Source organism: Paenibacillus canaveralius (genome assembly GCF_047238265.1).
Classification (GTDB): Bacteria; Bacillota; Bacilli; order Paenibacillales; family NBRC-103111; genus Paenibacillus_F.
The window spans coordinates 1,061,126-1,086,574 of the sequence record NZ_JBDFMM010000001.1 but is presented as its reverse complement, the minus strand read 5'-3'; the positions used below and the strand labels follow the sequence as shown (position 1 = coordinate 1,086,574).

General features: G+C 54.8%; 23 protein-coding genes. 13 read left to right on the top strand and 10 right to left on the bottom strand.

What is annotated here, in order from left to right; translation table 11 throughout:
* The first annotated feature begins 70 nt into the window (after positions 1-70).
* From thpR to ABC395_RS04860, 12 genes are all read left to right on the top strand, one after another.
* Positions 71-643 carry an RNA 2',3'-cyclic phosphodiesterase gene (thpR, locus tag ABC395_RS04915; protein WP_413001174.1) on the top strand — a complete coding sequence of 191 codons (573 nt, stop codon included), beginning with the start codon at positions 71-73 and terminating at the stop codon, positions 641-643.
* A complete protein-coding gene (locus ABC395_RS04910; RefSeq protein ID WP_413001172.1) occupies positions 640-966 on the top strand; it encodes a hypothetical protein in 327 nt (108 codons plus the stop codon). Before thpR ends, ABC395_RS04910 begins: the two co-directional genes overlap by 4 nt.
* A 121-nt stretch (positions 967-1,087) precedes the next feature.
* Positions 1,088-2,185 (top strand): nitric oxide synthase oxygenase, encoded by a 1,098-nt coding sequence (locus ABC395_RS04905; protein ID WP_413001170.1) that lies wholly within the window; start codon positions 1,088-1,090, stop codon positions 2,183-2,185.
* 790 nt (positions 2,186-2,975) lie between these two features.
* Positions 2,976-3,776, top strand: coding sequence for a hypothetical protein (locus tag ABC395_RS04900; RefSeq protein WP_413001168.1), 801 nt, complete (start codon positions 2,976-2,978; stop codon positions 3,774-3,776).
* Positions 3,777-4,078: 302 nt separating this feature from the next.
* Positions 4,079-5,740, top strand: a complete 1,662-nt coding sequence (locus tag ABC395_RS04895; protein ID WP_413001166.1) for a spore germination protein — start codon at positions 4,079-4,081, stop codon at positions 5,738-5,740.
* A complete protein-coding gene (locus ABC395_RS04890; protein WP_413001164.1) occupies positions 5,733-6,839 on the top strand; it encodes a GerAB/ArcD/ProY family transporter in 1,107 nt (368 codons plus the stop codon). Before ABC395_RS04895 ends, ABC395_RS04890 begins: the two co-directional genes overlap by 8 nt.
* Positions 6,820-8,049 carry a Ger(x)C family spore germination protein gene (locus ABC395_RS04885; protein ID WP_413001162.1) on the top strand — a complete coding sequence of 410 codons (1,230 nt, stop codon included), beginning with the start codon at positions 6,820-6,822 and terminating at the stop codon, positions 8,047-8,049. The genes ABC395_RS04890 and ABC395_RS04885 overlap by 20 nt, the downstream gene beginning before the upstream one ends.
* 12 nt (positions 8,050-8,061) lie before the next feature.
* Positions 8,062-8,265 carry a CLC_0170 family protein gene (locus tag ABC395_RS04880; protein ID WP_413006683.1) on the top strand — a complete coding sequence of 68 codons (204 nt, stop codon included), beginning with the start codon at positions 8,062-8,064 and terminating at the stop codon, positions 8,263-8,265.
* 83 nt (positions 8,266-8,348) lie between these two features.
* Complete coding sequence (locus ABC395_RS04875; RefSeq protein ID WP_413001160.1) at positions 8,349-9,692, top strand: YheC/YheD family endospore coat-associated protein; 1,344 nt, start codon at positions 8,349-8,351, stop codon at positions 9,690-9,692.
* A 220-nt stretch (positions 9,693-9,912) separates the two neighbouring features.
* A complete protein-coding gene (locus tag ABC395_RS04870; protein ID WP_413001158.1) occupies positions 9,913-10,437 on the top strand; it encodes a C40 family peptidase in 525 nt (174 codons plus the stop codon).
* Positions 10,438-10,463: 26 nt separating this feature from the next.
* Positions 10,464-11,216, top strand: a complete 753-nt coding sequence (locus ABC395_RS04865) for a C40 family peptidase (RefSeq protein WP_413001156.1) — start codon at positions 10,464-10,466, stop codon at positions 11,214-11,216.
* Between the two features lie 277 nt (positions 11,217-11,493).
* A complete protein-coding gene (locus tag ABC395_RS04860) occupies positions 11,494-12,588 on the top strand; it encodes a YheC/YheD family endospore coat-associated protein (protein ID WP_413001154.1) in 1,095 nt (364 codons plus the stop codon).
* A 145-nt stretch (positions 12,589-12,733) separates the two neighbouring features.
* On the opposite strand, the gene ABC395_RS04855 is transcribed toward ABC395_RS04860, so the two are convergent.
* Positions 12,734-13,540, bottom strand: coding sequence for a YheC/YheD family protein (locus ABC395_RS04855; RefSeq protein WP_413001152.1), 807 nt, complete (start codon positions 13,538-13,540; stop codon positions 12,734-12,736).
* Between the two features lie 226 nt (positions 13,541-13,766).
* On the opposite strand from ABC395_RS04855, the gene ABC395_RS04850 reads away from it, so the two are divergent.
* Entirely contained in the window at positions 13,767-13,868 is a 102-nt protein-coding gene (locus tag ABC395_RS04850) for a hypothetical protein (RefSeq protein WP_016423864.1), read from the top strand.
* A 193-nt stretch (positions 13,869-14,061) separates the two neighbouring features.
* On the opposite strand, the gene ABC395_RS04845 is transcribed toward ABC395_RS04850, so the two are convergent.
* The 9 genes from ABC395_RS04845 to ABC395_RS04805 all read right to left on the bottom strand — a co-directional run bounded on the left by ABC395_RS04845 (position 14,062) and on the right by ABC395_RS04805 (position 25,359).
* A complete protein-coding gene (locus ABC395_RS04845) occupies positions 14,062-15,291 on the bottom strand; it encodes a DUF1501 domain-containing protein (protein ID WP_413001150.1) in 1,230 nt (409 codons plus the stop codon).
* Positions 15,292-15,307: 16 nt separating this feature from the next.
* Entirely contained in the window at positions 15,308-16,618 is a 1,311-nt protein-coding gene (locus ABC395_RS04840) for a DUF1800 domain-containing protein (RefSeq protein WP_413001148.1), read from the bottom strand.
* A gap of 165 nt (positions 16,619-16,783) precedes the next feature.
* Positions 16,784-18,208 carry a type I glutamate--ammonia ligase gene (gene glnA, locus ABC395_RS04835; RefSeq protein ID WP_413001146.1) on the bottom strand — a complete coding sequence of 475 codons (1,425 nt, stop codon included), beginning with the start codon at positions 18,206-18,208 and terminating at the stop codon, positions 16,784-16,786.
* A 234-nt stretch (positions 18,209-18,442) separates the two neighbouring features.
* Complete coding sequence (gene aroF, locus ABC395_RS04830; RefSeq protein ID WP_413001144.1) at positions 18,443-19,486, bottom strand: 3-deoxy-7-phosphoheptulonate synthase; 1,044 nt, start codon at positions 19,484-19,486, stop codon at positions 18,443-18,445.
* Between the two features lie 272 nt (positions 19,487-19,758).
* Positions 19,759-20,310 carry a DUF2062 domain-containing protein gene (locus ABC395_RS04825; RefSeq protein WP_413001142.1) on the bottom strand — a complete coding sequence of 184 codons (552 nt, stop codon included), beginning with the start codon at positions 20,308-20,310 and terminating at the stop codon, positions 19,759-19,761.
* A 32-nt stretch (positions 20,311-20,342) separates the two neighbouring features.
* The gene (locus ABC395_RS04820) at positions 20,343-21,299 is read right to left on the bottom strand and encodes a 4-hydroxy-3-methylbut-2-enyl diphosphate reductase (RefSeq protein ID WP_413001140.1); all 957 of its coding nucleotides are present in this window, start codon (positions 21,297-21,299) and stop codon (positions 20,343-20,345) included.
* A gap of 45 nt (positions 21,300-21,344) precedes the next feature.
* Complete coding sequence (locus ABC395_RS04815; RefSeq protein ID WP_413001138.1) at positions 21,345-22,865, bottom strand: sensor histidine kinase; 1,521 nt, start codon at positions 22,863-22,865, stop codon at positions 21,345-21,347.
* Entirely contained in the window at positions 22,866-23,555 is a 690-nt protein-coding gene (locus ABC395_RS04810; RefSeq protein WP_413001136.1) for a response regulator transcription factor, read from the bottom strand. It lies immediately after the preceding gene.
* A gap of 199 nt (positions 23,556-23,754) precedes the next feature.
* Positions 23,755-25,359 (bottom strand): S1C family serine protease, encoded by a 1,605-nt coding sequence (locus tag ABC395_RS04805; protein WP_413001134.1) that lies wholly within the window; start codon positions 25,357-25,359, stop codon positions 23,755-23,757.
* Between the last annotated feature and the right edge of the window lie 90 nt (positions 25,360-25,449).

Here is a 25,449-nt window from a genome sequence, read left to right as displayed (position 1 = left end):
AGAAAGTTGTATGGATACGGGCCTTTCCGTCAAAATTAAAAGAAGCTTACTCAAAAGGAGAGAATCCGACATGACCGATCCGTTAGAGCGCCTGTTCGTCGCCGTTCCTCTGTCCGGGCCTGTCCGGGAAAATCTGAAGAGCTGGACCGGGAGGCTGAGAGATTCGGGAACCTCCTTCCACAAATGGGTCCATCCTGAAGATTTCCATATCACGCTGAAGTTTATCGGCGATACGCCTCTGTCGACGCTGCCCGCCCTCTCTCCCCTGCTTGAGCAAGCGGCAGGGGCTCATTCTCCGCTGGAGCTTGCCGCGGCGGGAGCGGGAACTTTCGGCCCTAAGGATGCTCCGCGGATCCTTTGGGCCGGGCTGCAGGGCGATCTGGACGCCCTGCAGAGGCTCCAGCGTGATGTGGAGGCGGCCTGCTCGTCCCTCGGCTTCGAGCCGGAGGACCGGCCTTACCGGCCCCACATCACGCTCGCCCGCCGCTATACAGGCGGGCGCAAATGGGCGCGTGAACTGCTGGACGCGCCGGGCGAGCCTCCTTCCGCCTCCTGGACGGCGGAAGAGATCGTGGTGTACCGGACCCATATGGGCCGGTCACCCATGTATGAACGCGCAGGGGCTTTTGCCCTGCGCGGGTGAAAGCAGGCCGCCGGGAACGTTACGGCGGCCTTTTGGCGGCGGCGCTCGGCCGCAGAGCCGACAGCTCCCGCTGGCGCATCCGGCTCGGCCGTAGAGCCGGCAGCTCCCGCTGGCGCATCCGGCGCTCGGCTGCAGAGCCGGCAGCTTCCGCTGGCGCATCCGGCGCTTGGCTGCAGAGCCGGCAGCTTCCGCTGGCGCATCCGGCGCTCGGCCGCAGAGCCGGCAGCTTCCGCTGGCGCATCCGGCGCTCGGCCTGCCCGCTCCACATGACCCAGCCGCCCCTTTTTCTCCCGTATGAAAACCGTCGCCGGGTGACATTCTGACAGGGCGGCTTCGCGTTCCCAAAACTGTCGAATTTGCGCCTCCGAATTTATGTTACGCTCATACATAGCAAGGACTAACGGACTACACCGTGCCGATCCTTGAACCAAGGAGGCATTTCGAATGAACCCAACTGACGACATCGCGGCGAAAGCCCGCGCCTTCCTCTATACCTGTTACAGCGAATGGGGCCGCAGCGAACAAGAAGCCGAGAAACGCTGGCTCGACGTCTGCGCCCAAATCAAAGAAACCGGCACTTACGTACACAGGCCCGAAGAAGTGGAGTACGGCGCCAAGTTAGCCTGGCGCAACAGCAACCGCTGCATCGGCCGTTTGTTCTGGAACACGCTGAGCGTGTTCGACGGCCGGCATATCCGTACCTTCGAAGAAGTGCGCGACGCTCTGCTTACGCATATCCGGTTTGCCACGAACGACGGAAAAATCCGTCCCGCCATCACCGTTCTCCCTCCGGCCGGGAAGGACGGCATCAGTCCCGTACGCATCTGGAATCACCAGCTGATCCGTTACGCCGGCTACGAGACAGACAGCGGCCTCGTAGGCGATCCCAACTCCATCCCGTTCACGCGGGTTTGCCGGGAGCTTGGCTGGGAAGGCGAAGGCACGCACTTCGACCTGCTTCCGCTGGTTATCCAGGTCGGCGACGACGCTCCCCGGTGGTTCGAGATTCCCCGCGACCTTGTGCTGGAGGTTCCTCTCCGTCATCCCGAGCTGCCGGGGTTTGACGATTTGCGGCTGAAATGGTACGCCGTTCCCATTATCGCCGACATGCGCCTGGAAATCGGCGGTATCTCTTATTGCGCCGCGCCTTTTAACGGCTGGTATATGGAAACCGAAATCGGGGCCCGCAATCTGGCCGACGAGAACAGATACAACCTGCTTCCCCGGACGGCTTCGCTTATGGGGCTGGATACAAGCTCGAACGCGACCTTCTGGAAGGATCGGGCACTGATTGAGCTGAATGCAGCCGTGTACCATTCCTACCGGGGCGCAGGTGTCTCCATCGTCGATCATCATACGGCAGCCCAGCAGTTTCAGCTGTTCGAGCAGCAGGAAGTCCAGGCAGGGCGTGAAGTAACCGGAGACTGGACATGGCTGATTCCTCCGGTATCCCCGGCGACTACGCCTATTTTTCACAGCAAGTATGACAACACCTGGAAAACCCCCAATTTTTATTACCAGGACAAGCCTTACGAGAAATAAACTCCGGAGAACCGGCCTGTATATATATCATGAAGCCTGAAGCCTCGTTGACACTCGCAAGAAGTTCGTAAACATCCGGATATCTTTAAAACTGCCGGTTCCAAATCTTTTACGCAAAAGCCCGCGCCCCATGCGCAGGCTTTTTTTGCATGTTCCGGCCGCTCGGATTTTTTCTGCTTTTCATCTATTAAACTGTGTTTATTCCGAGAATAACCCATATGGAAATAACAGGTATTTAAGGTAATTACATTGCATTTTTTGGTAATTTAATGACTTCAATCGAGCGGCATATTGTACTGGAAATATTTTCAATTTAATATACGAATGTATAAACGTTCAAAAAGAGGAAGGAGTAGTCAGCAGCTCAAAAACGTGCTCACGGGTTCCACTGCCATTTCAATCAGATAGCCAAATAACCGATACGGTTGGGAGTGTAAATATGAGAAAAAGATTTATAAACACAGCCCGTTTATTATTAATGATTTGTACGGCTTTATTACTCCCCAGTAACGCCTTCGCCGCATACAGCCCCGGTACGGAAACCCCTTTTCCCGCTTCATCGGTTAAGGAACCTTATACGTCCGGCGATGTTACTTTTTCCAAAACCGGACATCCCGTATTCGTTTCAAATGCGCCCGAATCCATCTATGATCATCAAGCGAACAAGACGTTATACCGGGACACCATGAACGGTACGTTCAGATTTTGGTCTTCCCACAGAAGTATGGCGTCCGGAAACCTGTCGTTCTTTTTGTATATTAAAAATCCGTCTGCCACAGACTCGGTTAACTTGTACGTAATAAAGGATGGGTACGGAGATTCCAACGCGGGCGGGGATGTGACGAAAGCCGCTTCTACAGCCACAACAAGCTTTATGAACAAGAGTGCCGGCGGCGGAACCTATCTGGCAACTATCGCGCCGGGTCAAGGGTATGCCTATGAATATTCGGCGGCGGCGGGAATCGCAAATCAGAAAGCGATCGTGTATATGGCGGATTTCAGAGCGGCGGATGTGACAACCGGCAGTGACGCCCTTGTACAAATCTCGGATATTTCAACAAATACGGGAACCACGAATTTAGCGGCCTATGCGGATACTTCAACCATTGCACGGACCAATTACAATACGAAGACAAATGACGATTACCGGGGTCTGCTGCAGCACTCGGGAAGAACGGCGAATGTCAATCTCACCTTGACGAGCGCCTCGCCTGCCAAGACGATTACGCAAAGCGACGACGGCGGGTATATGAACGAACAGGAAACACTCATGTCCAGATGGGATATCGATGGAAACCCGCAAAACCAGACTCCCGTATCCTTCAACGGAAAAATCAGGGTCGCTTATTGGTGTACGGACTACACCTACCACATCAACATTACCAATTCCAGCGGCCTTCCGAATGTTTACACCCTGTATGGAAGCAGAACCAGCGGCGCATTTATTAATTATAAAATCAGTACGGTAACGAACCGCCATGTAGATAAAGGGAACGGTATCGTTATTAACGACGCACCGGCTTATACGCTTCATACGATGGTCCAGCCTTCCAACAATCTGCCTTTATCCTTGGACTTTGCAGCTCAATAATCATAAACGAGACCTAAAAAAGCGGGAATTTCCCGCTTTTTTTTATTTTTCCGGGTAAAGCTTGGCAAATTAAGACGTTCATCCTCCCGGTCTAAAAGAACCGCTGCGGGCGCTCACGCTTTTTCCGCCGCCGGCCTTTCAGATAAAACACGGGCTTAGTTGAGCTTCTTACAACCCGCCTATGAATGAAAGCGCCTGGAATGATCAATATTAAGCCCCATATACAAGTGAATTTTCCTTGTTGAGGAACGAACGCCCGTCCGGTACATTCCCCTGACCCGCAAGAAAGGAGAAGAACGAAGATGTGGAACTGGATGAAAAACCGCAAAACCGGCAGCCCGTTGTCCGGAATTCCGGTGTCCGAACCGCAAATGGCGGTACCGAGCCTTTATATAGAAGATATTTTGAGCGGCCAGACACTTTCCGCAGATATAGAGGAAAATCTGAAGCTTCTTCAAGATGTTCTACAGTACAACGATGATTTGACCGTCCGCCGGTTTCAGCTGTTCGAGGGAACTTCCGCCGCTCTTGTATTCTTCTCCTCTTTTGCGGACCAGGAAATGATCCGCTCATATTTGATTAAGCCCCTTATGACTCATACGGAGCAGGAAGAATGGATAGTCGACTCCGAATCGCTGGCCGCTTACTTGACGGATAAGGTTATTCAAGTGAGCCGGATCACGGAGGAAAAAGTCTCCGCCCGGATTATCGACGAATTGACCATGGGGGAAACGGTCCTGCTTGTGGACGGAATCGCGGCGGCCTTTCTGGCGGATACACGAAAAATCGAGAAACGCTCGATCGAGCAGCCGCAGACGGAGCAGGTGATCCGCGGTCCCCGCGAAGGCTTTATCGAGCATTTGCAGACCAATCTCGCCCTTATAAGGTACCGGCTGCAAACCGCGGACTTCCGGGTACATACGATGCATATCGGGCGGGTGACGAAGTCAAAGGTGGCGCTCTGCTACATTCAGGGAATTACCCAGCCGGCTCTGATTCATGAAGCCAAGAAGCGCTTGTCTTCCATCGATACGGATTCCATTCTGGATGCCGGGTACATCGAACAGTTCATCGAGGATCACCCGCTCTCCCCTTTTCCGCAGATTCAGAATACGGAGCGCCCCGACAAAACGGTCGCCGCGCTGCTGGAAGGCAAGTTCGTCATTATGGTCGACGGCTCTCCGTTTGCGCTCATTGCGCCGACTGTGTTCAGCCAGTTTTACCAGACTGTAGACGATTACACGGAGCGGTTCCTGATCGGCAGTATGATCCGGTTAATCCGGCTCGTCGCGCTGCTGTTTTCGCTGGTGTTTCCTTCGCTGTACGTGGCGGTCATTTCTTTCAACCCGGAAGTGATCCCCACGGATTTTGCCGTTGCCGTCGCCGGTTCCAGAGCGGGAGTGCCTTACCCGGCCATGGTGGAAGTGCTCCTGATGGAAATTTCCATGGAGGTGCTGCGCGAGGCCACCATCCGTCTGCCTCAATTGATCGGCGGGGCGCTTTCCATCGTGGGTGTCTTAGTCATCGGCCAGGCTGCCGTATCCGCCGGTTTTTCCAGCCCCATTACGGTCGTCATCATCGCCCTGACCACAGTCGGTTCTTTCGCCACGCCCGCTTACAACGCGGCCATCGCCCTGCGGATGCTCCGGTTTCCGCTTATCGTGCTTGCCGGCTGCTTCGGACTGTACGGCATCATGTTCGGTATGATTCTCATCATCAATCATCTGCTCAGCATTCGGTCGTTCGGCGTTCCCTATATGAGCCCGATCACCCCTTTTAACGCCCGGGAATGGAAAGACACGCTCCTGCGCGGACCGATCTGGTGGATGACCGACAGGCCGGGGCATTTAAAGTCACTTCAGGCCAAAAGACGCTGGCACATCGACCGGTATTACCGGTCGCCGTCTTATTCCTGGGACAAGATTCCCGAGGATCCGGATAAAGGAGGCGAGCCCCATGAATGACCGGCGGTTAACGAACTGGCAGGCCATGTGCATCCTGATCAGCACGATAGCCGGCATCGGCATACTCCCCCTTCCGAGGCTGGCCGTAACCGCAGGAGAGACGGCCGCACCGCTCGTTACAGCCGCGGGCATCCTGCTGGGAGCCCTGCTTGTGATGCTCTGGTCTCTGCTCGGAATGCGGTTTCCGGGCCTGTCGCCCGTAGCTTACAGCAGGCTGATCCTCGGCAAGTGGGCATCCGGTGCGCTGTTAGGGGTCATCGCGCTGTTTTATCTCGTCGCGACGGCTTTTTCTTTCCGGGAATTCAGCGAGGTAACCGGCACTTTCGTTCTGCGGAGAACGCCGCTTGAAGTGATCCTGTTTATGATGCTGCTGCTCGTCGTGGTATCCGCCCGCAAGGACATGTACTCGTTTACGCTCATCCACGCTTTTTATACCCCCTTCGTGGTGGGGCCCGCCTTGTTTATCATGATGCTTTCGTTCAGCGAAGTGGAACTGCTGAATTTGCAGCCTTTTACGGTCAATCCCGATTTTACGTTCTGGATCGGCTCTCTGGGTATTACCACTCTGTTCCGGAACGTGGTGATCTACAGTTTTATCGTACCGCGTATGAAAAACCCGCAGAAAGCGCTCAAGGTCGGGTTAATCGGAACGGGGATTTCGGGGGGACTTTATTTGTTGATCGTAATCACTACGGTCGGCGTATTCGGGGCGGAGGAGATCAGACGGCTCGTCTGGCCCACTTTAGAGCTTGGACGGGCGACGATCGTGCCGGGAGAATTTCTTGAAAGAATGGATGCCATCTTCCTGGTCGTCTGGATTATTTCGGTCTTCAATTCCCTCCTGAGCGGATATTATCTGATTCTCCTGATTATAAAAGAAGAACTGGGACTCAAGGATCACCGGATGCTGGCGACTTTCCTGATGCCGTTTATGTTTCTGGCGGCCATGATGCCGCAGAACGTCATCCAGTTGTACAGGATTAGTACCCGTCTTCTCCCGTGGGGGCTGATCGCCATGATCGTCATTCCGGCCGCTCTGCTCCTCATAGCGGGCATACGCGGCAAAGGAGGCGCCATCCATGCACCCGACAAGGGCTAGGCTGCCGCTTCTGCTGCTGACCGTACCCCTGCTGTCTCTGCTCCTGGCCGGATGCTGGGATCAGCAGGAGGTCGAAGACCGTGCCCTCATCCTAGGCATGGCGATAGACCGGGCGGTTGATCCGGCCGCCATTGAGAGCAAGGACCGGGTCAATCATCTCGAGTCCAATCCGATTCCGGCAGACAAAATGATCCGCGTGACCGCTTCTATCGCCGTGCCCGGCCGCATTCCGCTCGGCCCCGGAGAGGGGGGCGGCGGGAGCGGGCAGGGAACAACCAAACCCGTCTGGGTCGTTACCGTGTTCGGCCATACGGTTAACGACGCCCTGAACAATCTGCAGCAGCAGATTGCCGATCCCAAATTCCTGATTCACCTGCGGGTAATCGTCGTCAGCGAGGAAGTAGCCTATGATACCCTCGAACACATCAACGATTATTTCCGCCGCGATTCCGAGGTGCGCAGAAGAACATGGCTGCTTATTTCCAAGGGAGAGGCGGCCCGCTTCCTTAACGTCGCTCCTCCCCTGGAAAGGGTTCCGACGCTCTACGTGCTGGCCATGCTCGATAAATCGGTCAAACTAGGCAAGTTTCCCCGGGACTATATCGGTACCTTCTGGAGCACCCAGTCCAAGCAGGGACAGGAAGGTTATCTTCCGTATGTCGATATCCGCCAGAACGAGAACATCCTGATCGGGGGAATGGCTCTTTTTCGCAACAATAAAATGGTAGGAACCTCCGAGCCGCTGGAAATCGGAGCCTTCATGTCCGTCAAGCAAATGAATCCCGGCGGCTACTCGCCCCTTGTGAATGTGCCGGGAATCGGCCCCGTAATGGCGTCTACTACTTTGAGGAAATCGAAAATTGATCTGGAGATGAAGAACGGTTCCCCCCGCTTCAAAGTGATGATTTACCTGGAGCAGGATCTGGAGGAAAAGTATTTTGAAGACACCGTCATCGACGAAAAAGCCATCTCCAAAATCGAAGAAGCGACAAGTAAAGAAGTGAATAAAATCATCATCAGCTTTATCCGGAAAACGCAGAGGATGAAATCGGATATTTTCGGCTTCGGGGAGTACATCCGGGCGAAAGAACACGAATACTGGACGGCTCGCATCGGTTCGAAGGAAAAATGGGAAGACGAATACGCCGATCTGCCCATCGAAGTTCAGAGTACGGTCCGCATCAACCGGACCGGCATGCAGTACAGATAGGAGACGGTTTCCATCCTTAAAATCGGTTTTTTACATTATCTCGGAGGCTATTTTACGGTGTCGGGGCTGATGCTCCTCTGGATCGACAAGCGTATTTATGCCGTAAGCGGCTGGCACAAGGAAAAGACGATCACACTGTGGCTGGGCGTCGTGCAGTTGGCGCTTGGCCTCCTGTCACTGGCGGCTCATTATTTTCTCCGGTATATCGTCTGGTAAATCCGCGGCAGCGTACAGGCACAACAACCCTTTCCTTCTAATAAACTGCTTGCAGGAGATTCGTTTGGAGAAGGGGATTGTATATGGCCAAACTGGTTCCGTCCCGCAAAGCGCGGCAGGCATCTAAACTTCCGGCGGGACTGCTCCGGGTGGATCCGCGATCCTCCGAGAGCAAGACCCCGTCCGTCGGCGGTTCAACGGGACCGGAGGAAGCACTCTCCGTCCCGGACGCCGGCAGTCCGGACCCCCGCTCCACGGAGAGCGGCCTTACCGGGGGACTGATCGAAGAAGATCTTCTTGAGGCACAAATCCATGCCAATGCAGGCCGTTCCAACCTGCTGCTCGGCGTGCTCGTCAAAACGCTTCAGCCCTCCTCCCCCAACTTGTTCGGGGGGATCACGACTTTTTGCAAAGAGCTGGACGAAGCGAGCAAGGAGCAGGGAGTCCGCGTTTTCTTCTTCTCCGTTGACGGCATCAAGCCGGGAAGCTCACAAATTAACGGCTGGCATTATGCCTCCGGAGGCTGGAAGAAGGGTACTTTCCCGATGCCTTCCGTTATTTATAACCGGCTCACCTCGCGCATTCTGGAAAACCGGCCGAAGGTCCAGCAATTTTTCCGGGACGCCAAAGCAAGCTACGGCGCCAAAGTGTTTAACGAGAAATATTTGAACAAAACGGAAGTTTTTCAGGCGTTAAAAGACGATGGGGCATGCAAAACCTTTCTTCCCGAGTCGTATCTCTTCAAAAATTATGCGATGCTTCAATCGATGTGCAAAAAGCACGCCACCGTCTTCCTCAAGCCTGTGCTGGGAAGCCTCGGCAAAGGCATCCTGCGCATCACTTCCCTCGGCGGCGGATCCTACAGCTGCGAAATCCCGACGCTCAACGGCACGAGCCGGAAAGTGTATCCGAGCCTGCTGAAACTGTTCAACGCCCAGGCCGGAAAACTGAAAACGAGCCGATACCAGATCCAGCAGGGCCTTCAGCTCGTGCAGGCCGGGGGCCGCCCCGTCGATTTCCGCGCTCTGGTCCAGAAGGATCAGCGGGGAGAATGGGCCATTACGTCCGTCGTCGCCCGGATCGCGGGAGCCAATCACTTCGTCTCCAACCTGGCCCGCGGCGGCTCGCTCAGCACGGTCATGGAGGCGCTCGCCCGCACTTCTCTGCCGTCCGCGGAGCACAAGAAAATCTCGGCGCAGATCCGCAAAGCGGCCCTCGCCGTAGCGGAAGGCATCCAGACGCATATTCCCGCCCTGTTCGGCGAGCTCGGGGTCGATCTGGCTGTCGATACCGGCGGGCGGGTATGGCTGCTCGAAGTCAATTCGAAGCCGTCCAAGAACGACAATACCCCGCTGGACGGGGGCAGTAAGATCAGGCCGTCCGTCCGCAGGGTCATCCGCTATTCCAAGTATTTGGCGAATCATTAATGAGAAGACGAGTAAAAACGAGATAAGCGGAGAATAGCCGAGAAAAAGCAGAATGAAAGGCTTCTCATTGGACCATTAGATCCTTTCCGGCTATTTCTAATAGTTTTCTAATCAAACGGCGCAAACCCAGACGAGGTCTGGGTTTGCGCTTTTTTATCCAATTAACCCCATCTTTGTGTGTGCTATACTGAGACACATCACGAGATGGAGGTACAAGACATTGAAAACACAACTAGGAAAGAAACTCATCATCGCAAGTCTGAGCGCCGCAATCGCCCTCTCGGGAGGACTTACTGCTCTTCCTCAGCAAACGCACGCCGCCGTATCTTCTACCGCTTTTAAAGCGAAAGCCGACAAGATTCTGACACTCGGCAAGAAATATCTCGGCAGACCTTACAAATTAGGAGCCAAGACAGGCAACACAAGCTCCTTCGACTGCTCTTCTTTCGTACAATATGTATATCAGAAAAACGGCATTAAACTTGCCCGCGGCGCACGCGATCAGTCCAAAAACGGGAAAAAGATCAAACGCAGCGAACTGAAACCCGGAGATCTCGTTTTCTTCTCTACCAGAGCGACAATGAAATACTCCGCCAGCTCCGTTAAACGAATCGGTCACGTCGGGATTTATGCCGGCAATAATAAAGTCCTGCACACTTACGGAGAAGGAGGCGTCAAATACAGCAACATGGGTTCCGGCTGGTGGGACGACCATTACGTGACCGCAGTAAGAGTGATTAAATAATCTTTTACCAGCGGAGGAGTCAAACTATGAAAAAAATAGCCAAGCTTGTGCTGGGACTAAGTCTTCTTGCAGGAAGCAGTCTTAGCGCCAGCGCCGCCTTTGCAGAGACGGCACCGGCAATATCTACATCATCTACTATTATTACCACAGGCAATCCATATCTGAAACAACTTCCTTATACCAGCCAAGGAAAAATTTATGGAACTGTGCCTAAAGGCACCAAATTGACTGTGCTTGAAAATACAAATAAGTACTACGTCAAGGTGAACTATAACGGTCAAACCGGTTATATTTCCACCTTATACTTAAAGGCGGTCAGCGGCGGAACTTCTACGTCTCCGTCCAAGCCTTCGGATTCCGGAGCTTCTTGGAGCAAGCAGGCGGACAGCATCCTCTCGTACGCCAAGTCTCTTCAGGGCAAGGTGCAGTACGGTTACGCCAAGAACGACACGAATAAGCTTATTTTCGACTGCTCTTCGTTTACGAAGTATGTGTTTAACAAAGAAGGCGTCAATCTGCCGTGGGGCGCAAGAGCTCAGTATAAGCTGGGCACGCCCGTCAGCAAGAGCGAGCTTCGCAAAGGCGATCTCGTCTTCTTCTCCACGACCGCTACGGCCAAAAACAAAGACACCGTCAACAAAATCGGCCATGTGGGCATCTACATCGGCGACAACAAATTCATCCACAACGTGAATACGAAGGATGACGTCGTCATCGGCGATCTCAACAACACTTGGCAGAAAAATCACTACGTCGCATCGGCCCGCATTCTCAAATAATGCGTTACGGCCTTCAAAACCGGGAGCTTGCCTCCCGGTTTATTTGCGTATCGCGGAAATCTCGTACGCACCCGCCCGGTTCCGTACGCGGTATTTCGCTGCATAACGGATGCCGGCCGGCCGCATTCCCTACTCGTACATTCATTGTATGACAAAGGGTTGCGGACCGTGCCTCGGCCGGGGAAGGATAGGCGCCGCGCCCCCCCTTTCCAACTCACAAACCGCTCCCGCCGGCCATATGATAATACAGTTTAACAAGAAGGGACTGGGAATCGTTATGGCAAAGCCCGTAATCGGCATCCTCACCTGGCGGGAGGGGCACTCCTTCAAGGAACCCGGTTATTTTCGCTCGCTGGTTAGGGAAGGCCAGAAATTAGGAGCCACCGTATTTATTTTCTCTCACAAAGATGCGTTCCCGGATAAGAAACAGGTCCGCGGCTATGTACCCGACGGCAGCACAGGCTGGACCAGCCGTATCTTCCCTTGGCCGGACGTCGTGATCGACCGCTGCCGGACGGCACAGGAAGGATACAGCGAATTCCGCAAGCAGAAGCATTTTGTGTACGCCAATCATACGTTTACGAACAAAATGAGCGCAACCCGGCTCTTCTCGAACGATGAAGAACTCAAGAAATGGATTCCGGCTACCGTCGATTACAATGCCGATAATCTCATCCGCATGTTCAAGAAACACCGGATTCTATACATCAAACCCGGTAACGGAACCGGCGGTAAAAGCATTGTGAAGATTTCACGGGTAAAAGAAGGCTACAGGCTGCTGGGGCGCACCAAAGAATACGCAAAACGAAATGTCCTCTTCCGCAACCTTACCTCGCTCACGAACTGGCTCAACCAGTGGATCCGCCAGGAGAGGATACGTAAAGGAAACTTCATGATTCAGCAGGGATTGGACTTGGAGCTTCTGCCGGGACACGTATCCGATATGCGCCTGCTTATTCAGAAGAATGACAAGGGCAGATGGGAAGTGACCGGCGAAGGCATGCGCATAGGCGGCGTCAACAATCCCACTTCGAACCTTCACGGGGGCGGCCGCGCGTCCTCTACGGAAGCCGTTCTTCATAAACGTTTTACGCCCGAGAGGACAAACGAGATTATCGCCGAATGCCACGATCTGGCCCACGGGGTTGTCGCCGTTATCGAGAAGCATTTCGGCAGAATGCTGGAGTACGGACTCGATATCGGTATAGACACGCGGGGCAGCGTGTGGCTGATCGAAGTCAATCCGAAGCCGGGGCGTGAACTGTTCAAGAAAATGGGCCGCAAGGATCTTTATCAGAAGTCAATCCGCCGGCCGCTTCAGTATGCGCTCTATTTGAGCGAACAAGAGCAAAAACCGGCGCAGGATAAATAACCGCAGGACCGCTTCGATCACCGGATAGCAAACCGACGATCGAGGCGGTCTTTTTTTCATAAGCCGTCTTGAAGCTATAACGTAAAAGGGTGCAGGAATTTATCCTGCACCCTTTCTCTGCGCTTTCCCGCCGCTCCATCCCGATTCAGACTCTGGTAAGAGGCTGGGATTTGGCGATTCTGTCGTCGCTTTTTCTGCGGATAACGATCCGGTTCGCTTTTTTGTACTTCCATATTTTGCGGTAGACGCTCTTGTCGTCCAATTTTTTGAAAATAGAGGCGTCCGGCTTGGTATTCACCTCGAGTATCCAGGGTTTCAGCTCTTCATCCAGCGCGATATCCACGCCGATCGCCGTTACTTTGGGATACCCGGTCTCCATATATTCGGCAATTTCATGGCCGAGCCGGTTCAGCTTCGATACGTAATCCGTCACATGCTCTTTTTTCAGATACTCCTTCAAAAGCTTCGTAATTTCCGTCGGCGTTCCGCCCCGGTGATAATTGGTCACGATTTTATCCGGGTGGGCCACACGGCCGATAATGCCGGTATTTTCCCAATCTCCCCGCAAATTTTTCTGCACCATGATCCGGATGTCGAAAGGCCGGCCCCTGCTCGTGAGAAGATGAATGCCGCGCTGAACGAGATGTTTCGTGTCCCCGAAACGCTTGGACATGGTGCGGTACAGCTCATCGTACGTGTCGAATTTCTTTTTCGTCTCATTGATCTGATACCGGTACCGGCCCTTCGGGCTGTACTCCACTTTAAAAATCCCCCGGCCGCCCGTACCGTTGTTCGGCTTGACATACACCATCCGGTACCGTTTAAGAAAGTCGTACAGATGATCTTTCGTTGCCGGCGCCGTGTCCGGCTGATACTTTTTCAGCTCCGAGTGCCGATTCAGAAATTGGGTTTTACCCAGTTTGGTATTGGGCAGAACGTTTTGCGAATCCATGGCCAGCCTCCCGTATTCTCCATATGCAAATTGGCGTGTAAGCGAAAACCGGCAAGTAAACCGGCGGTTTGGTTAGATTTATTCATCTGATTTCTATCATACGGCCGCAGAAGGCAAAACGTGCGAATTCCGGGCCCCCTGCATACTTGGGCGGTGCCCACCCAGACCGTGCGGGAACACGGCGCATACGATATCACGTACTTCATCACGAAGGAGGTCATGCGAAATGTCAGGAGTAGGCGGATACGGCGGAGGTTTCACAAGCACAGGTGCCATTCTGGTTCTGTTCATTCTGCTGGTTATCATCAGCAGATCGTTCCTTTACTAATTCAGCTCTAACCGGCTGACATCTTGAACAAAAAAAGACCGTCCCTCTTGAGGGTACGGTCTTTCTTGATATGGCGGGGCAGCCGGCTCCAGCCGAAGCTCCAGCCGAAAGCCGGAAGCCGGATAAATTCATCCCTATCCGTGCAGTCTCATGCCTTCGGACTATCTCTAAGGCAGCGGGCAGGGCCTGCAGCCTATACGAACGAGAGCTTCTCGTACAAGCGTCCGACCGCACTGCGGGCGTCCCCGTTCAGCCAGTTCTCGACGACGGTATAATACACCGATCTGAAGTCGAGTTCCGCCTTCAAATCTCCCTTATCCAGCTTCGTGAGGCTCGGATAAGCCCCGTAAAGACCACCGCTCACGCCGCCTCCCAGCAGAAAAACAGGCCCGGCGGTACCGTGATCCGTCCCGCCGCTGCCGTTCTCCTTCATCCGCCGCCCGAATTCGGAGAACGCCATGACCATGACCTGATCCTGAAGGCCGTGGGCTTCCAGGTCCCGGTAGAACGCGCCGAGTCCTCCGTCCAGTGTGGACAGCATGGCGGCATGATGCGCCTTCTCGTTGGCATGGTCGTCGAACGGCCCCAGCTGGGTGTAGAACACCCGGGTGCCGGAACCGGACGCCATGAGCTGCGCGGCAAGCTGCAAATCCTTGGCGAATGAAGAGTCCGGATACGGGGCTCCCGCCGTATAACCCGGCTTCAGAGACCCGATCGCCTCCACGCTCCGGTAAGCCTCGATTCCGCTTGAACAGGTCACCCGCAGGGGAGCTCCCTGCTTGTTCAGGTTGTACATATCCAGGAAAGCCTTGTTGAGACGGCCACGGTCGGGATCGGGGGGCTTGCTGGTAAAGATCTTGTAGGAATCCAGCGCCGACACGACGGGAAGCGAAATGGAGTCGTGGCGGAGAGCCCTCGTCTCCGTCTTCCCGAGCTGGACGGCCCGGAGCGGATTCGCCGTATCCAGGGATGAGAAAGCGTAGCGTCCCAGCCAACCGTCGCTGATCCGCTTCTCCGGCTCCCCGGTATGCCAGATTTCCATGGAACGGAAATGAGAATGGTCGGGCTTCGGGTAGCCTACCCCCTGTACAATCGCCACTTTCCCCCGCTGATACAGGCCGTGAAGCTGGGACAAGCTCGGGTGCAGGCCGATCTGTCCGTTGATGTCCAGCACCTCGTGCTGCTGGAGACGAAGGCGCGGCCTGGCATCGTGATACGCTCCGATTCCGTACGGAATCAGCGTATTGAGGCCGTCGTTCCCGCCGGAAAGCTGGACGACCACGAGGACCCGGTCTTTCGGTCCGGCCGGCGGACCCGGCTTGAGTATATTTTTGCTGTCCGCATAAAGCAAGGGACCTCCGATGCCGATCGCCGCTATCAGCGCCGTCCCCTTGATCAGAAAGTCTCTTCTCGTCAAATTCATATCCGTAGTCCCCCGCTCACTTCATCTGTGCTTCCGGGCTGATGAGCAGAAGCTGCAGCAGGCTCCGTTTGCCCCCGGCCGGTTTTTTTGAGTTCACGATTGTCTCCGCCGCATACTGCGTCAGTACATTCATCGTGTTCTTGCCGAGCGGCGCCATCCCTATGCCGCGCCTCCAGCCCTCCACATACGCTTCGGGACCGGTTGGCGCTGCTTGCGGGACCAAAGACTGGAGCTGGTCTTCCGTGACGCGTTTGGCTACCTTCTCGGCAAACTGGTAGCGTGCGATCAGGCGGCTTGTCGCCAGCCAGGAAGCCCCTCCCTTCCAGCCGGAGACATCCGGCGGCGCGTACAATTCCATGCCCATAAGTCCCATACTCGCACGGAAAGCCGCCGTTAAGGGAAGTCCCAGCGTCCTCATGGTGCCCGCCACGTACTCCGCCGGATTTTTAATAAGAGACAGCCGGTAGGCTTCCTCATAAAATTCGTCGGAAACAAACAAATCGTACAGGACGTCCCCGATCGTCGGCATTTTCGAAATATTGCGGGCGACCCGGTCGATCCAGGCATCGGGCGGGTTTTCGGCCGCAAAATACTGGAGCAGCTTCGTCGCCAGAAACTTCGGGAGCGCCGCCTGTTTGAAAACGACACGCACCACATCCGCGGAATCGAAATATCCCGCTTCGCCCAGGAAGACCTTATGCCCGGCATCGTGCCGCGCTTCCTGGTACTGGACGATATCGGTTTTCCGGTTATAGTTCCATCCCGTCAAGGACCTTGCCGCTTCCTTCACATCCTGTTCGGTGTAGTTGCCGATCCCGAGTGTGAACAGCTCCATCATCTCGCGGGCATAATTCTCGTTGGGGCTCCCCTTCTGATTTGTATAAGAATCCAGATACAGCATCATGGCCGGGTCTTGGCCGATTTCTTCGGTCAGCTTGCGGAAGCTGCCCAGAGCATGCTGCCGGAACAGGTCGTTCTGCCGCACCATGAGCTTGATGTCGCTCACCTTATACTGGGACGAAGCGAAATGTCCGTGCCAGAACAGAGTCATTTTCTCCACCAGCGGAGCCGGTGACGCGATCATCCGGTACAGCCAGTACGTTTGCTGGTCGCCCACTCCCGTCACGATCAGCGGCTTGTCGTCCGCTTTTACCTCCGAGAATACGAGGGCGGAGGCGGCTCCGTCGGCCAGAGGCCGGCCCGAGGTGAGTCTGCGGACTGTTTCTTCCCGGCCTAACTTCAGACATCTATCCACTTCTCCCGGCGTAGCGGAAAAAGAAGCTCTCCCCAGAAGATGGAGCACTTCCTTTTCGGTCCAGGGTTTCATGCTGCACACCACCTAATTCTTTTACTTCTTATCTACTATACAACCAAAATATGACATCGGATTTAGGAACATGCTAAGAGAATGTTAGGAAAACAAAAACTCCCGAAACATTTGGAAAATGTCCGGGAGTTTTGCCTGCTTTAAGTGAGGAGAAAAGAGAGGTAATTAGCAGCCGAAGTACAGGGAGTACTCATGCGGGTGGATACGGATCGCAACATCTTTCGCTTCGCCGCGTTTGATGTCGACATAGTTGTTGATGAAATCTTGCGTGAACACGTCGCCTTCCAGGAGGAACTCGTGATCGGCTTGCAGAGCGTCGAGCGCTTCATCCAGTGTGCCCGGTACGCTGCGGATTTCGGACTTGTCTTCGTCGGACAGCTCGTAGATATTTTTATCCAGCGGACCGTAGCCAAGCTCGCGCGGGTCGATTTTCTTCTTGATGCCGTCCAGACCGGCCATCAGCATGGCCGCGAATGCCAGGTAAGGGTTAGCCGTGGAATCCGGCGTACGGAACTCGATGCGGCAGCCTTTCGGCGTTACGGCCGCTACCGGAATACGGACCGCCGCGGAACGGTTTCCTTTGGAGAACACCAGGTTAACCGGTGCTTCGTAACCCGGAACGAGACGTTTGAAAGAGTTCGTGGACGGATTCGTCAGCGCGAGCAGAGCCGGAGCGTGGTACAGAATACCGCCGATGTAGTGCAGAGCCATTTCGCTCAGGTTGGCGTAGCCGTTTTTGTCATAGAACAGAGGCGTGTCGCCGTCAAAAATACTTTGGTGAACGTGCATCCCCGATCCGTTGTCGCCAAAGAGCGGCTTCGGCATGAACGTTGCAACCTTTCCGTACTGTCTCGCCGTGTTGTGGATGATATATTTGTATTTCATAAGATTGTCGGCCGTTTTGGTCAGCGTATCGAAACGGAAGTTGATTTCCGCTTGACCGGCTGTCGCCACTTCGTGGTGATGACGCTCGATGCGAAGGCCCGCTTCTTGAAGCAGACGGCACATTTCGCTGCGGATGTCCTGCTGGGTATCGACCGGTTGAACCGGCACGTAGCCGCCTTTAACGCCGATTTTGAAGCCCAGGTTGCCGCCTTCTTCTTTGCGGCCCGTGTTCCATGCGCCTTCTTCGGAATCAACGGAGTAGTAGGAGGTATTCATGCCGCTTTCGTAACGGACATCGTCGAAAATGAAAAACTCGGACTCGGGAGCAAAGTTCGCCGTCGTGCCTACGCCGGCTGTTTGCAGGAATTCTTCCGCCTTCTGTGCGATGCTGCGCGGATCGCGCTCATAACGCTCGCCGTCCGGCGTGTGGATGTTACACATAACGATCAGCGTCGGGTGAGCCGTGAAAGGATCGACATAAACCGACTCCGTATCAGGCATCATGACCATATCCGACTCTTCAATGCCGCGGAAACCATGAATGGAGGAACCGTCAAAGGCAACTCCGTTCTCGAAAGTTTCTTCCTCGACTTCGCAAGCCGGGAGAGAAATGTGGTGCGCCTTACCTAGAAGATCCACAAAACGAAAATCGATCCACTCAATGTTTTTTTCCTTGATGATGTTCAAAACGTCCTGTACTGACATGTGTAAACCCTCCTAATTCCGTACATTCACACTGTTTCTCCTGTGTAATGTTCCAGTTTTCATTCGATCTTTTTTCATATTATATAGCGGCCGAAGAAATATCGTCAATACTCATGTCAGGTATTTTTTTAAACGATGTCAGGTAATATTACATGAAAAATAAAAAAACCGGATTTCTCCGGTTTTTAGGCTGTTTTTGAGGGAATTTCGGGGATTTGGGGACAACCTGTCGAATCAGACAAGCACGGGGGTTTTGGCGGTATCGAATCTTTTGCCGCAAAGCGGAGCCAGTTTCTCCAGGTCCTGAAGCAGCTTGGCGAACTGGTCCGGGAACAGGGACTGCACGCCGTCTCCGGTCATCGAATTGTCCGGATCCGTATGCATTTCGATGATCAGGCCGTTCGCGCCGGCGGCCACGGAAGCCTTCGTCATCGGTTCGACCAGCTCGCGGCGTCCCGTTCCGTGACTCGGATCGGAGATGACCGGCAGATGGCTCAAGCTCTGAAGCACCGGAATCGCTGACAGATCGAGCGTGTTACGGGTGTAAGTCTCGAATGTTCGGATTCCGCGTTCGCAGAGCATCACATTCGGGTTGCCTCCCGCCAGGATGTATTCCGCCGCATTGAGGAATTCGTCGTACGTCGAGCTGAAGCCGCGCTTGAGCAGCACCGGCGTCCGGATCGAGCCCAGCTTGCGCAGCAGATCGAAGTTCTGCATGTTGCGGGTGCCCACCTGCAGAATATCGGCGTATTCCGCGCAGACATCCACGTATTCCGGCGTCATAACTTCCGTAATCGTGAGAAGACCGTGCTTGCGGCCCGCTTCCGCCATCATGACGAGCCCTTCCACGCCGACGCCTTGGAAGCTGTAAGGGCCTGTGCGCGGCTTGAAGGCGCCGCCCCGCAGCACTTGACCGCCCGCGGCTTTGACCAGGCGGGCAATCTCGTCGATCTGTTCGGGAGTCTCGACGGCGCAAGGGCCGCCCATGACCACGAGCTGATCGCCGCCGATCTCTACATCCTTGATGCGGATGACCGTATCCGCCGGGTGGAAGTCGCGGCTCGCCAGTTTGTAAGATTTCGAGATTTTGACAACCTGCTCGACTCCTTTCAACTGGCGAAGCTGCTCGGCCAATACCGGATCGGCCTGCCCGATAATGCCGATAACCGTACGGTCTTCTCCGTGCGATACGTGTGCTTTTACTTCATGCTTCTCGATAATGTGTACGATTTCCTGAATCCGTGCTTCTTCAACCTTATTTGAAAGAATTGCGATCATTCCGTTCACGCTCCTGATTGTTGGGGTTAATTTTACCTTGATGCTTCAACGCTTGTTTGCTTTTAAGCTTTTATGCTTTTATCCATTAAAGTATTGCGATAAAATAATAATAACAGGCTTAACGATTATCCGTCAAGCCTGCTTTTGTTTGTTTTCCCATTAAGGCCGAAGCCTTGTTCAAGAAGTGAATAAACATAATCCTTCCACACCATGATCCGCAACTTCACCCCGCTCCAGCTCCGTGTCCCTGTATACGAGAGTCCTTGCGTAAGTTAATCCGTGTCGCCGGGAAGCCCTGACGCCATGGCGTGCTGGTGTTCTTTGCGCAGTCTGCGCTTGTCCCGGCGGCGGTTGGTATGAAGCCTCAGCAGAAGCATGATCGGGAAATACATGATCAGGCCGAGAATCCCCCCCACGATCATCCCGCCGACGATCAGTTCAAGGCTTCCTTTCAGAACGTTCGCCAGAAAGGCGGGAACGTGGTGAATCAGATACTCCTTGAAGCCCGGAGGAACGACAAGCGAACCTACCGGTTTATTAAACAGGATCGCCATCGGGACATAAATAATTTTACCGAACACGAACCCGATCAGCGCACCCGCGAAATTACCCCGCAGCAGCCAAACGAGAGGAAAAATAAGAAAAAAAGCCAGTCCGACCGTAGGAAGGGTGAACATTTCAACGGCCAGTCCGATTGAGAATCCGGTGGCGACCATGGAAGGCCCGCCTTTGGCGCGAAGCAGCAGAAGATATTTGTATTTAAACCAGCGCCCCATCTGTTTAAGATCCAACTTTTTCCGGAGTACCCCTTCACTAACCTGCATGGTGCCTCATCCTATCCTGTAAATTAGGCCGGTTACTCGGCGGCGGCAGCCTTTGTTTTGGCCATCGGGATCAATTTCTTCATATTCACGGTCCGTGTAATGTCCCATGTAGCCGGGTCGGCCGGATCGAACTGCTCCAGATACGCGATAGCTTCCTTCGTAATCGGAGTCGGCGTGGAAGCGCCGGAAGTGACCCCGACCGTACGGACGCCCATCAGCCAGCTCTTGTCGATTTCGGACACGTCCGAAACCCGGTATGCTTTAACGCCCGAGATTTCTTCCGACACCTGGGCCAGCCGGTTCGAATTGTTGCTTTTGGGATCGCCGACCACGATGACGAGATCCGTCTCCTTGGCCTGCTCCGCGACCGCTTCCTGGCGGACCTGCGTCGCCAGACAAATCTCGTTGTGTATTTCAGCCGTCGGGAAGCTCTCCAGCAGCTTCTTCATAATATGCTTGATGTCCCACTGGCTCATCGTCGTCTGATTGGTGATCAGAATTTTGGATGAAGCGATATTCAGCTCCTCCGCGTCCGCCAGCGTCTCGATCAGATAAACATGGTCGGGAGCGATGCCGACGGCGCCTTCCGGCTCGGGATGGCCTTTCTTGCCGATATAAATAATCTCGTATCCTTCCGCCGTTTTCTCGCGGATCAGATCGTGTGTTTTCGTCACATCCGGACAAGTTGCGTCAACTACCGTCAAGCCTTTCTCGCGTGCCTTGCGGCGGACTTCCGGCGAAACGCCGTGTGCCGTAAAAATAACGGTACCGCCCGTCACCTGCTCCAGAATTTCGAGCCGGTTGGGACCGTCCAGCGTGATCACCCCTTCGTCTTCGAAGAAACGGGTTACGTGCGAGTTATGAACAATCATACCGAGTATATAAATCGGCCGCGGCAGATCCAGATTCTTGGCGGTTTGCATTGCAAGCGCCATTGCATCCACCACGCCGTAACAATAGCCCCTTGGGGAAATTTTGACGACTTTCAACGAATGCACCACCTTTTTTGTCTTTCCTACCTTCATTATAGCCGATCAGGAGACGGGAAGAAAGACGACGGGCAGCCAAATGATAAAGGTCGAGCCCTCTCCCTGGCGGGTTTTCACCTCAATGGAGCCCTTATGCTCGTCGATAATCCATTTCGCGATCGACAAGCCGAGCCCGGTGCCCGCCGTCCTTCCCCTGGATACGTCCGCCCGGTAAAACCTGTCGAAAATGTGCGGCACCTCTTCCTTGTCCATCCCGATTCCCGTGTCCGCAATACGCAGACCGATCTGATCTCCGGAGCGGAGCGCATCCAGACGGACGCTGCCCTGCTCGGTGTATTTGAAGGCATTTTCGATAAAAATGAACAAAAGCTGCTGGACATAGTCTTTGTTGCCGACCACAACCACATCCGTCAGCGGGTCAAGGTCTCCCACTTCCCACTGCACCTGGCGCGGCAGAAACTGGGCGCGCCGGGCGACTTCCTCGACGAGCGGCCTCAGCTCAAGCGGCTGCCGCTCCATCTCGAAACCGGCATCCGCGCGGGCCAGCGACAGCATGTCATTGACGAGCCGGCTCATCCGGTGAGCTTCTCCGGCGATATCCTGCATCGCCTCGATGGACATCTCCATCTGCTCTTTGTCCTGGCCGCCGGCCTGTCCGGTTGTCAGTGTGCGGCTCCACATCTTCTCGAGCAGCTCCACATTGCCGCGAATAGTCGTCAGCGGCGTTCTCAGCTCGTGGGAGGCGTCCGAGACAAAACGGCGCTGGGCGCGGTACGCCTCTTCCAGCTCGCTGTATACGAGCTGAAGCCGCCCGAGCATGCTGTTGATCGTGACGGTAAGCCGCCCGATCTCGTCTTCGGGCCCGTCGTACAGAATCCGCTTGTCGAGGTCCGTGCCCTTCTCGATCTGCTGCGTAGCCACGATCACCTGCTCGATCGGGCGCAAGGCCTTTCTCGCGAGGAACCAGCCGAGCGTGCCGGCGATCAGTACCGTCAGCATGGCTAGAATCGCCAGCGTATACTGGAGCAGGTTGAAGAAGTTCTCGTAGTAGTTGATCGTCGCTCCGACCTGAAGCACGCCCCGGGTCAGCTTATTTCCGGTGACCGGGTCGGTAATGTCGAACCCCCGGCTGACCAGAATGATCGGGTACGACTTATCCGTCACCTTCAGGTTCAGCCGCTCCACGACAAGCGAATCTTTGCCCCGCAGCTTCTGCGCCGCATTGTTTGTAATGGGCAGCGTCAGCTCCAGATTTTTGAGCACGGAAGACCGGTCGTGAATAACGGGGCCTTCCTTATCGTTCAGGCTGGCAAGCTGAAGGAGCGTGTTTTCCGAGAACATATCCACATTATCGAGCTCCAGCTTGATCGGAACCCTTCCCCGTATGGAAGGGGCGGCAAGCGGCTTGATCCGCTCGTACGTCTCCGTCCAGGTGCGGTCCAGCTGCTTTTCCAGATCGTTATAAATATAAAAGGAGAGAAATAAATAAAGGCCGAAGCCGAACAACAGCAGCGTGACCGACAAAATGCCGGAATACCACAGCGTCAGCCGGAGGCGGATAGACATCTAGTTCTCTCCTCTCAGCACATAACCGGCCCCGCGAACGGTTTGAATAATGCGCTTGTGGCCGTACTCCTCCGTTTTCTGCCGGAGCAGGGCAATGTACACTTCCAGCACATTCGATTCCCCGCTGTAATCGTAGCCCCAAATTTTTTCCATAATGATGTCCCTGGAAAGCACCCGTTTCGGGTTCTGCATAAACAGGTGCAGCAGATCAAACTCCTTCGTCGTGAGCTCGATCAGCTGGCTCTCGCGGAACACTTCCCGCGTATCCAGATCCAGCGTGATGTTGTCGTAATGGAGCCGGTTCGTCGGCTGTTCGTTGCGTTCGTTCCGTCTGCGCAGCAGCACCCGGACGCGGGCCAGCAGTTCTTCCAGCGCGAACGGCTTGATGAGGTAGTCGTCCGCACCGAGATCAAGCCCCTTCACCCGGTCGTTGACTTCATCTTTTGCCGTCAGCATGAGAATCGGCACGCTGCTTCCGCCTTCGCGGATGCGCCGGCAAACCTCCCACCCGTCGACGACAGGCATCATCACATCCAGGATGACCAAGTGAGGCTCCTGCTCCAGCATTTTTTTCAAGCCGTCATTGCCGTTGTTGGCCGTTACGATCGTGTAGCCCTCGAAAGCAAGGCTGCGCCGCAGCATGGACGTAATTTTTTCGTCGTCATCTATAACCAGTATCGTTTCGCGCATGAATGTTTTCACCCTTCTGTAGATGGATTGGGGCTGCAGGCAGCCTTGCGGGTCGCTTTTACCCTCTATTGTATCAAATTCGGCGTTGGAGCAAAATCTCAGACGTTTTCCGCCCCGGAAGCCGGCCGTGCTGCCGAAAAAAAGAGCAGAGCGCGGCATGGCTGCCGTTCTCTGCTCCGCATGTGCGGCAGTCCGACCGTTACTTCTTCTCGGTCGTATCCGCTGCGTTCTTGTCTCCGACGGTGACGCTGATTTCAACCCGTTTGCCGTCACGCATGACGCCGATTTTGGCTTTGTCCCCGACTTTCAGGGCTTGAATCTTGGTCGTCACGTCCTGCGAATTCGTCACTTTCTGATCGTTCACGTCGACGATAACGTCATATGGGCGCATTCCCGCCTGGAAAGCCGGACTCTTGCGTGTAACTTCGGCCACGATCGCACCTTCGGTGTTCTGCAGCTTCAGCTCGCTTACCCATTCCTTATCCACGTTCTGGAGGCTCACGCCAATGTACGGAGCTTTCTCCTTCGGAATCGTCACGTTGTTTTTCAGGTTATCCAGCACGGTCGAGAAGGTGCTTTCCGAAATGGCGAACCCGATCCCCTGCGCCTGCGAACTTACGGCCGTGTTGATTCCGATCACTTCACCGTTCATGTTCAGCAGCGGGCCGCCGGAGTTGCCCGGGTTAATGGAAGCGTCCGTTTGCAGCAGGTGCTTGTAGTTGCGTGTGCCCTGCTCATCCTGAATCGTGATCGGACGCTCTTTGGCGCTGAGCACGCCTACGGTTACCGTGTGGTCGAATCCGTAAGGGTTCCCGATCGCGACAACCCAGTCGCCTACGTTCAGGCTATCCGCTTTACCGATCGGCAGAATCGGGAAATCCTTGTCGCCTTCGATTTTCATCGCGGCCAGGTCAAGATCGAAGCTGTTGCCGAGAAGCTTGGCGACGAACGGTTTTTCATAACCCTGAACGGTTACACGGATTTCGTCGGCTCCCTCGATGACGTGTTCATTCGTCAAAATGTAGCCGCTCTTCTCGAAAATAAACCCGGTTCCGCTGCCTGCCAGCTGAAGGGCGCCTTGGCTGCCCGAACCGCTGTCCTGCTTGGAATCTCCCTGGTCGCCGAAGAAGAACCGGTAGAAAGGATCGTTCATCTGGCTTCGCTGGGAGCTGCTTTTCGACTTTACATAAGATTCGATCTTAACGGTTGCCGGACTTGCCTGGGCGAAAATCTGGGCGATATTGTCCGGACGGGCCGAATCCAGCGAAACTTTGTTTGCGCTGCCCGCCGCTACCGTCTGAGAAGAATTCGGCTGCGCGCCCGGCAGCGTCATCGGCTGTTTGCCGGTGAACAGGTTCGTTTTGTCGGCCGCGAACATCAGCGTGCTAACGACGACCGCACCGGCCAGGAAAGCCGCGAATCCGCTGCGGAGGGACGAACGCTTCTTGGCGGGTCCGCTGCCGTTCCAGCCTCCGCCCGGCGTTGATGCGCCGTCTCGGCTGAAGGAGAACGATCTTACCGGCTTCGGAGGCGTCACTTCCACGGGTTCCGATCCTTCACGGTTCGAATAGGCTGTCGTGTCCGACTCGGTTCTTTGCGCTTCCTCGCTCATACCCGTCTTGTGCGGGCCGTAAGAGTAGTAGTAAGAAGGCTTCTCCTGCGCCGCCGCTTCTTCGCGGCCGGAGTCGTATCCCGTTTCCCGGCCGGCCTCCCGTCTTTCCAGTTCGCGCTCGCGATCACGGTCGCGGTTTAAATCCGAATCGTTGTTGGGGCCTGGGCCGAAATCTTTTTTATAGTCATCCATGGCAATTCCTCCATTTATAAAAGTTAGGAAAAAGGAAAAAAACGAAGGACGGTTGGCATGATGGTTTTTTTGTAATCCGTGTTGTTTACC

Coding starts and splice junctions, on each gene's coding strand:
- ABC395_RS04840 (WP_413001148.1), bottom strand. CDS start 16,618: ATGAAACCCTGGACCGAAAAGGAAGTGCTCCATCTTCTGGGGAGAGCT.
- ABC395_RS04860 (WP_413001154.1), top strand. CDS start 11,494: ATGGCAAAGCCCGTAATCGGCATCCTCACCTGGCGGGAGGGGCACTCC.
- ABC395_RS04845 (WP_413001150.1), bottom strand. CDS start 15,291: ATGAATTTGACGAGAAGAGACTTTCTGATCAAGGGGACGGCGCTGATA.
- ABC395_RS04815 (WP_413001138.1), bottom strand. CDS start 22,865: ATGTCTATCCGCCTCCGGCTGACGCTGTGGTATTCCGGCATTTTGTCG.
- ABC395_RS04825 (WP_413001142.1), bottom strand. CDS start 20,310: ATGCAGGTTAGTGAAGGGGTACTCCGGAAAAAGTTGGATCTTAAACAG.
- ABC395_RS04890 (WP_413001164.1), top strand. CDS start 5,733: ATGAATGACCGGCGGTTAACGAACTGGCAGGCCATGTGCATCCTGATC.
- ABC395_RS04810 (WP_413001136.1), bottom strand. CDS start 23,555: ATGCGCGAAACGATACTGGTTATAGATGACGACGAAAAAATTACGTCC.
- ABC395_RS04905 (WP_413001170.1), top strand. CDS start 1,088: ATGAACCCAACTGACGACATCGCGGCGAAAGCCCGCGCCTTCCTCTAT.
- thpR (WP_413001174.1), top strand. CDS start 71: ATGACCGATCCGTTAGAGCGCCTGTTCGTCGCCGTTCCTCTGTCCGGG.
- glnA (WP_413001146.1), bottom strand. CDS start 18,208: ATGTCAGTACAGGACGTTTTGAACATCATCAAGGAAAAAAACATTGAG.
- ABC395_RS04895 (WP_413001166.1), top strand. CDS start 4,079: ATGTGGAACTGGATGAAAAACCGCAAAACCGGCAGCCCGTTGTCCGGA.
- ABC395_RS04850 (WP_016423864.1), top strand. CDS start 13,767: ATGTCAGGAGTAGGCGGATACGGCGGAGGTTTCACAAGCACAGGTGCC.
- ABC395_RS04885 (WP_413001162.1), top strand. CDS start 6,820: ATGCACCCGACAAGGGCTAGGCTGCCGCTTCTGCTGCTGACCGTACCC.
- ABC395_RS04865 (WP_413001156.1), top strand. CDS start 10,464: ATGAAAAAAATAGCCAAGCTTGTGCTGGGACTAAGTCTTCTTGCAGGA.
- ABC395_RS04875 (WP_413001160.1), top strand. CDS start 8,349: ATGGCCAAACTGGTTCCGTCCCGCAAAGCGCGGCAGGCATCTAAACTT.
- ABC395_RS04805 (WP_413001134.1), bottom strand. CDS start 25,359: ATGGATGACTATAAAAAAGATTTCGGCCCAGGCCCCAACAACGATTCG.
- aroF (WP_413001144.1), bottom strand. CDS start 19,486: ATGATCGCAATTCTTTCAAATAAGGTTGAAGAAGCACGGATTCAGGAA.
- ABC395_RS04855 (WP_413001152.1), bottom strand. CDS start 13,540: ATGGATTCGCAAAACGTTCTGCCCAATACCAAACTGGGTAAAACCCAA.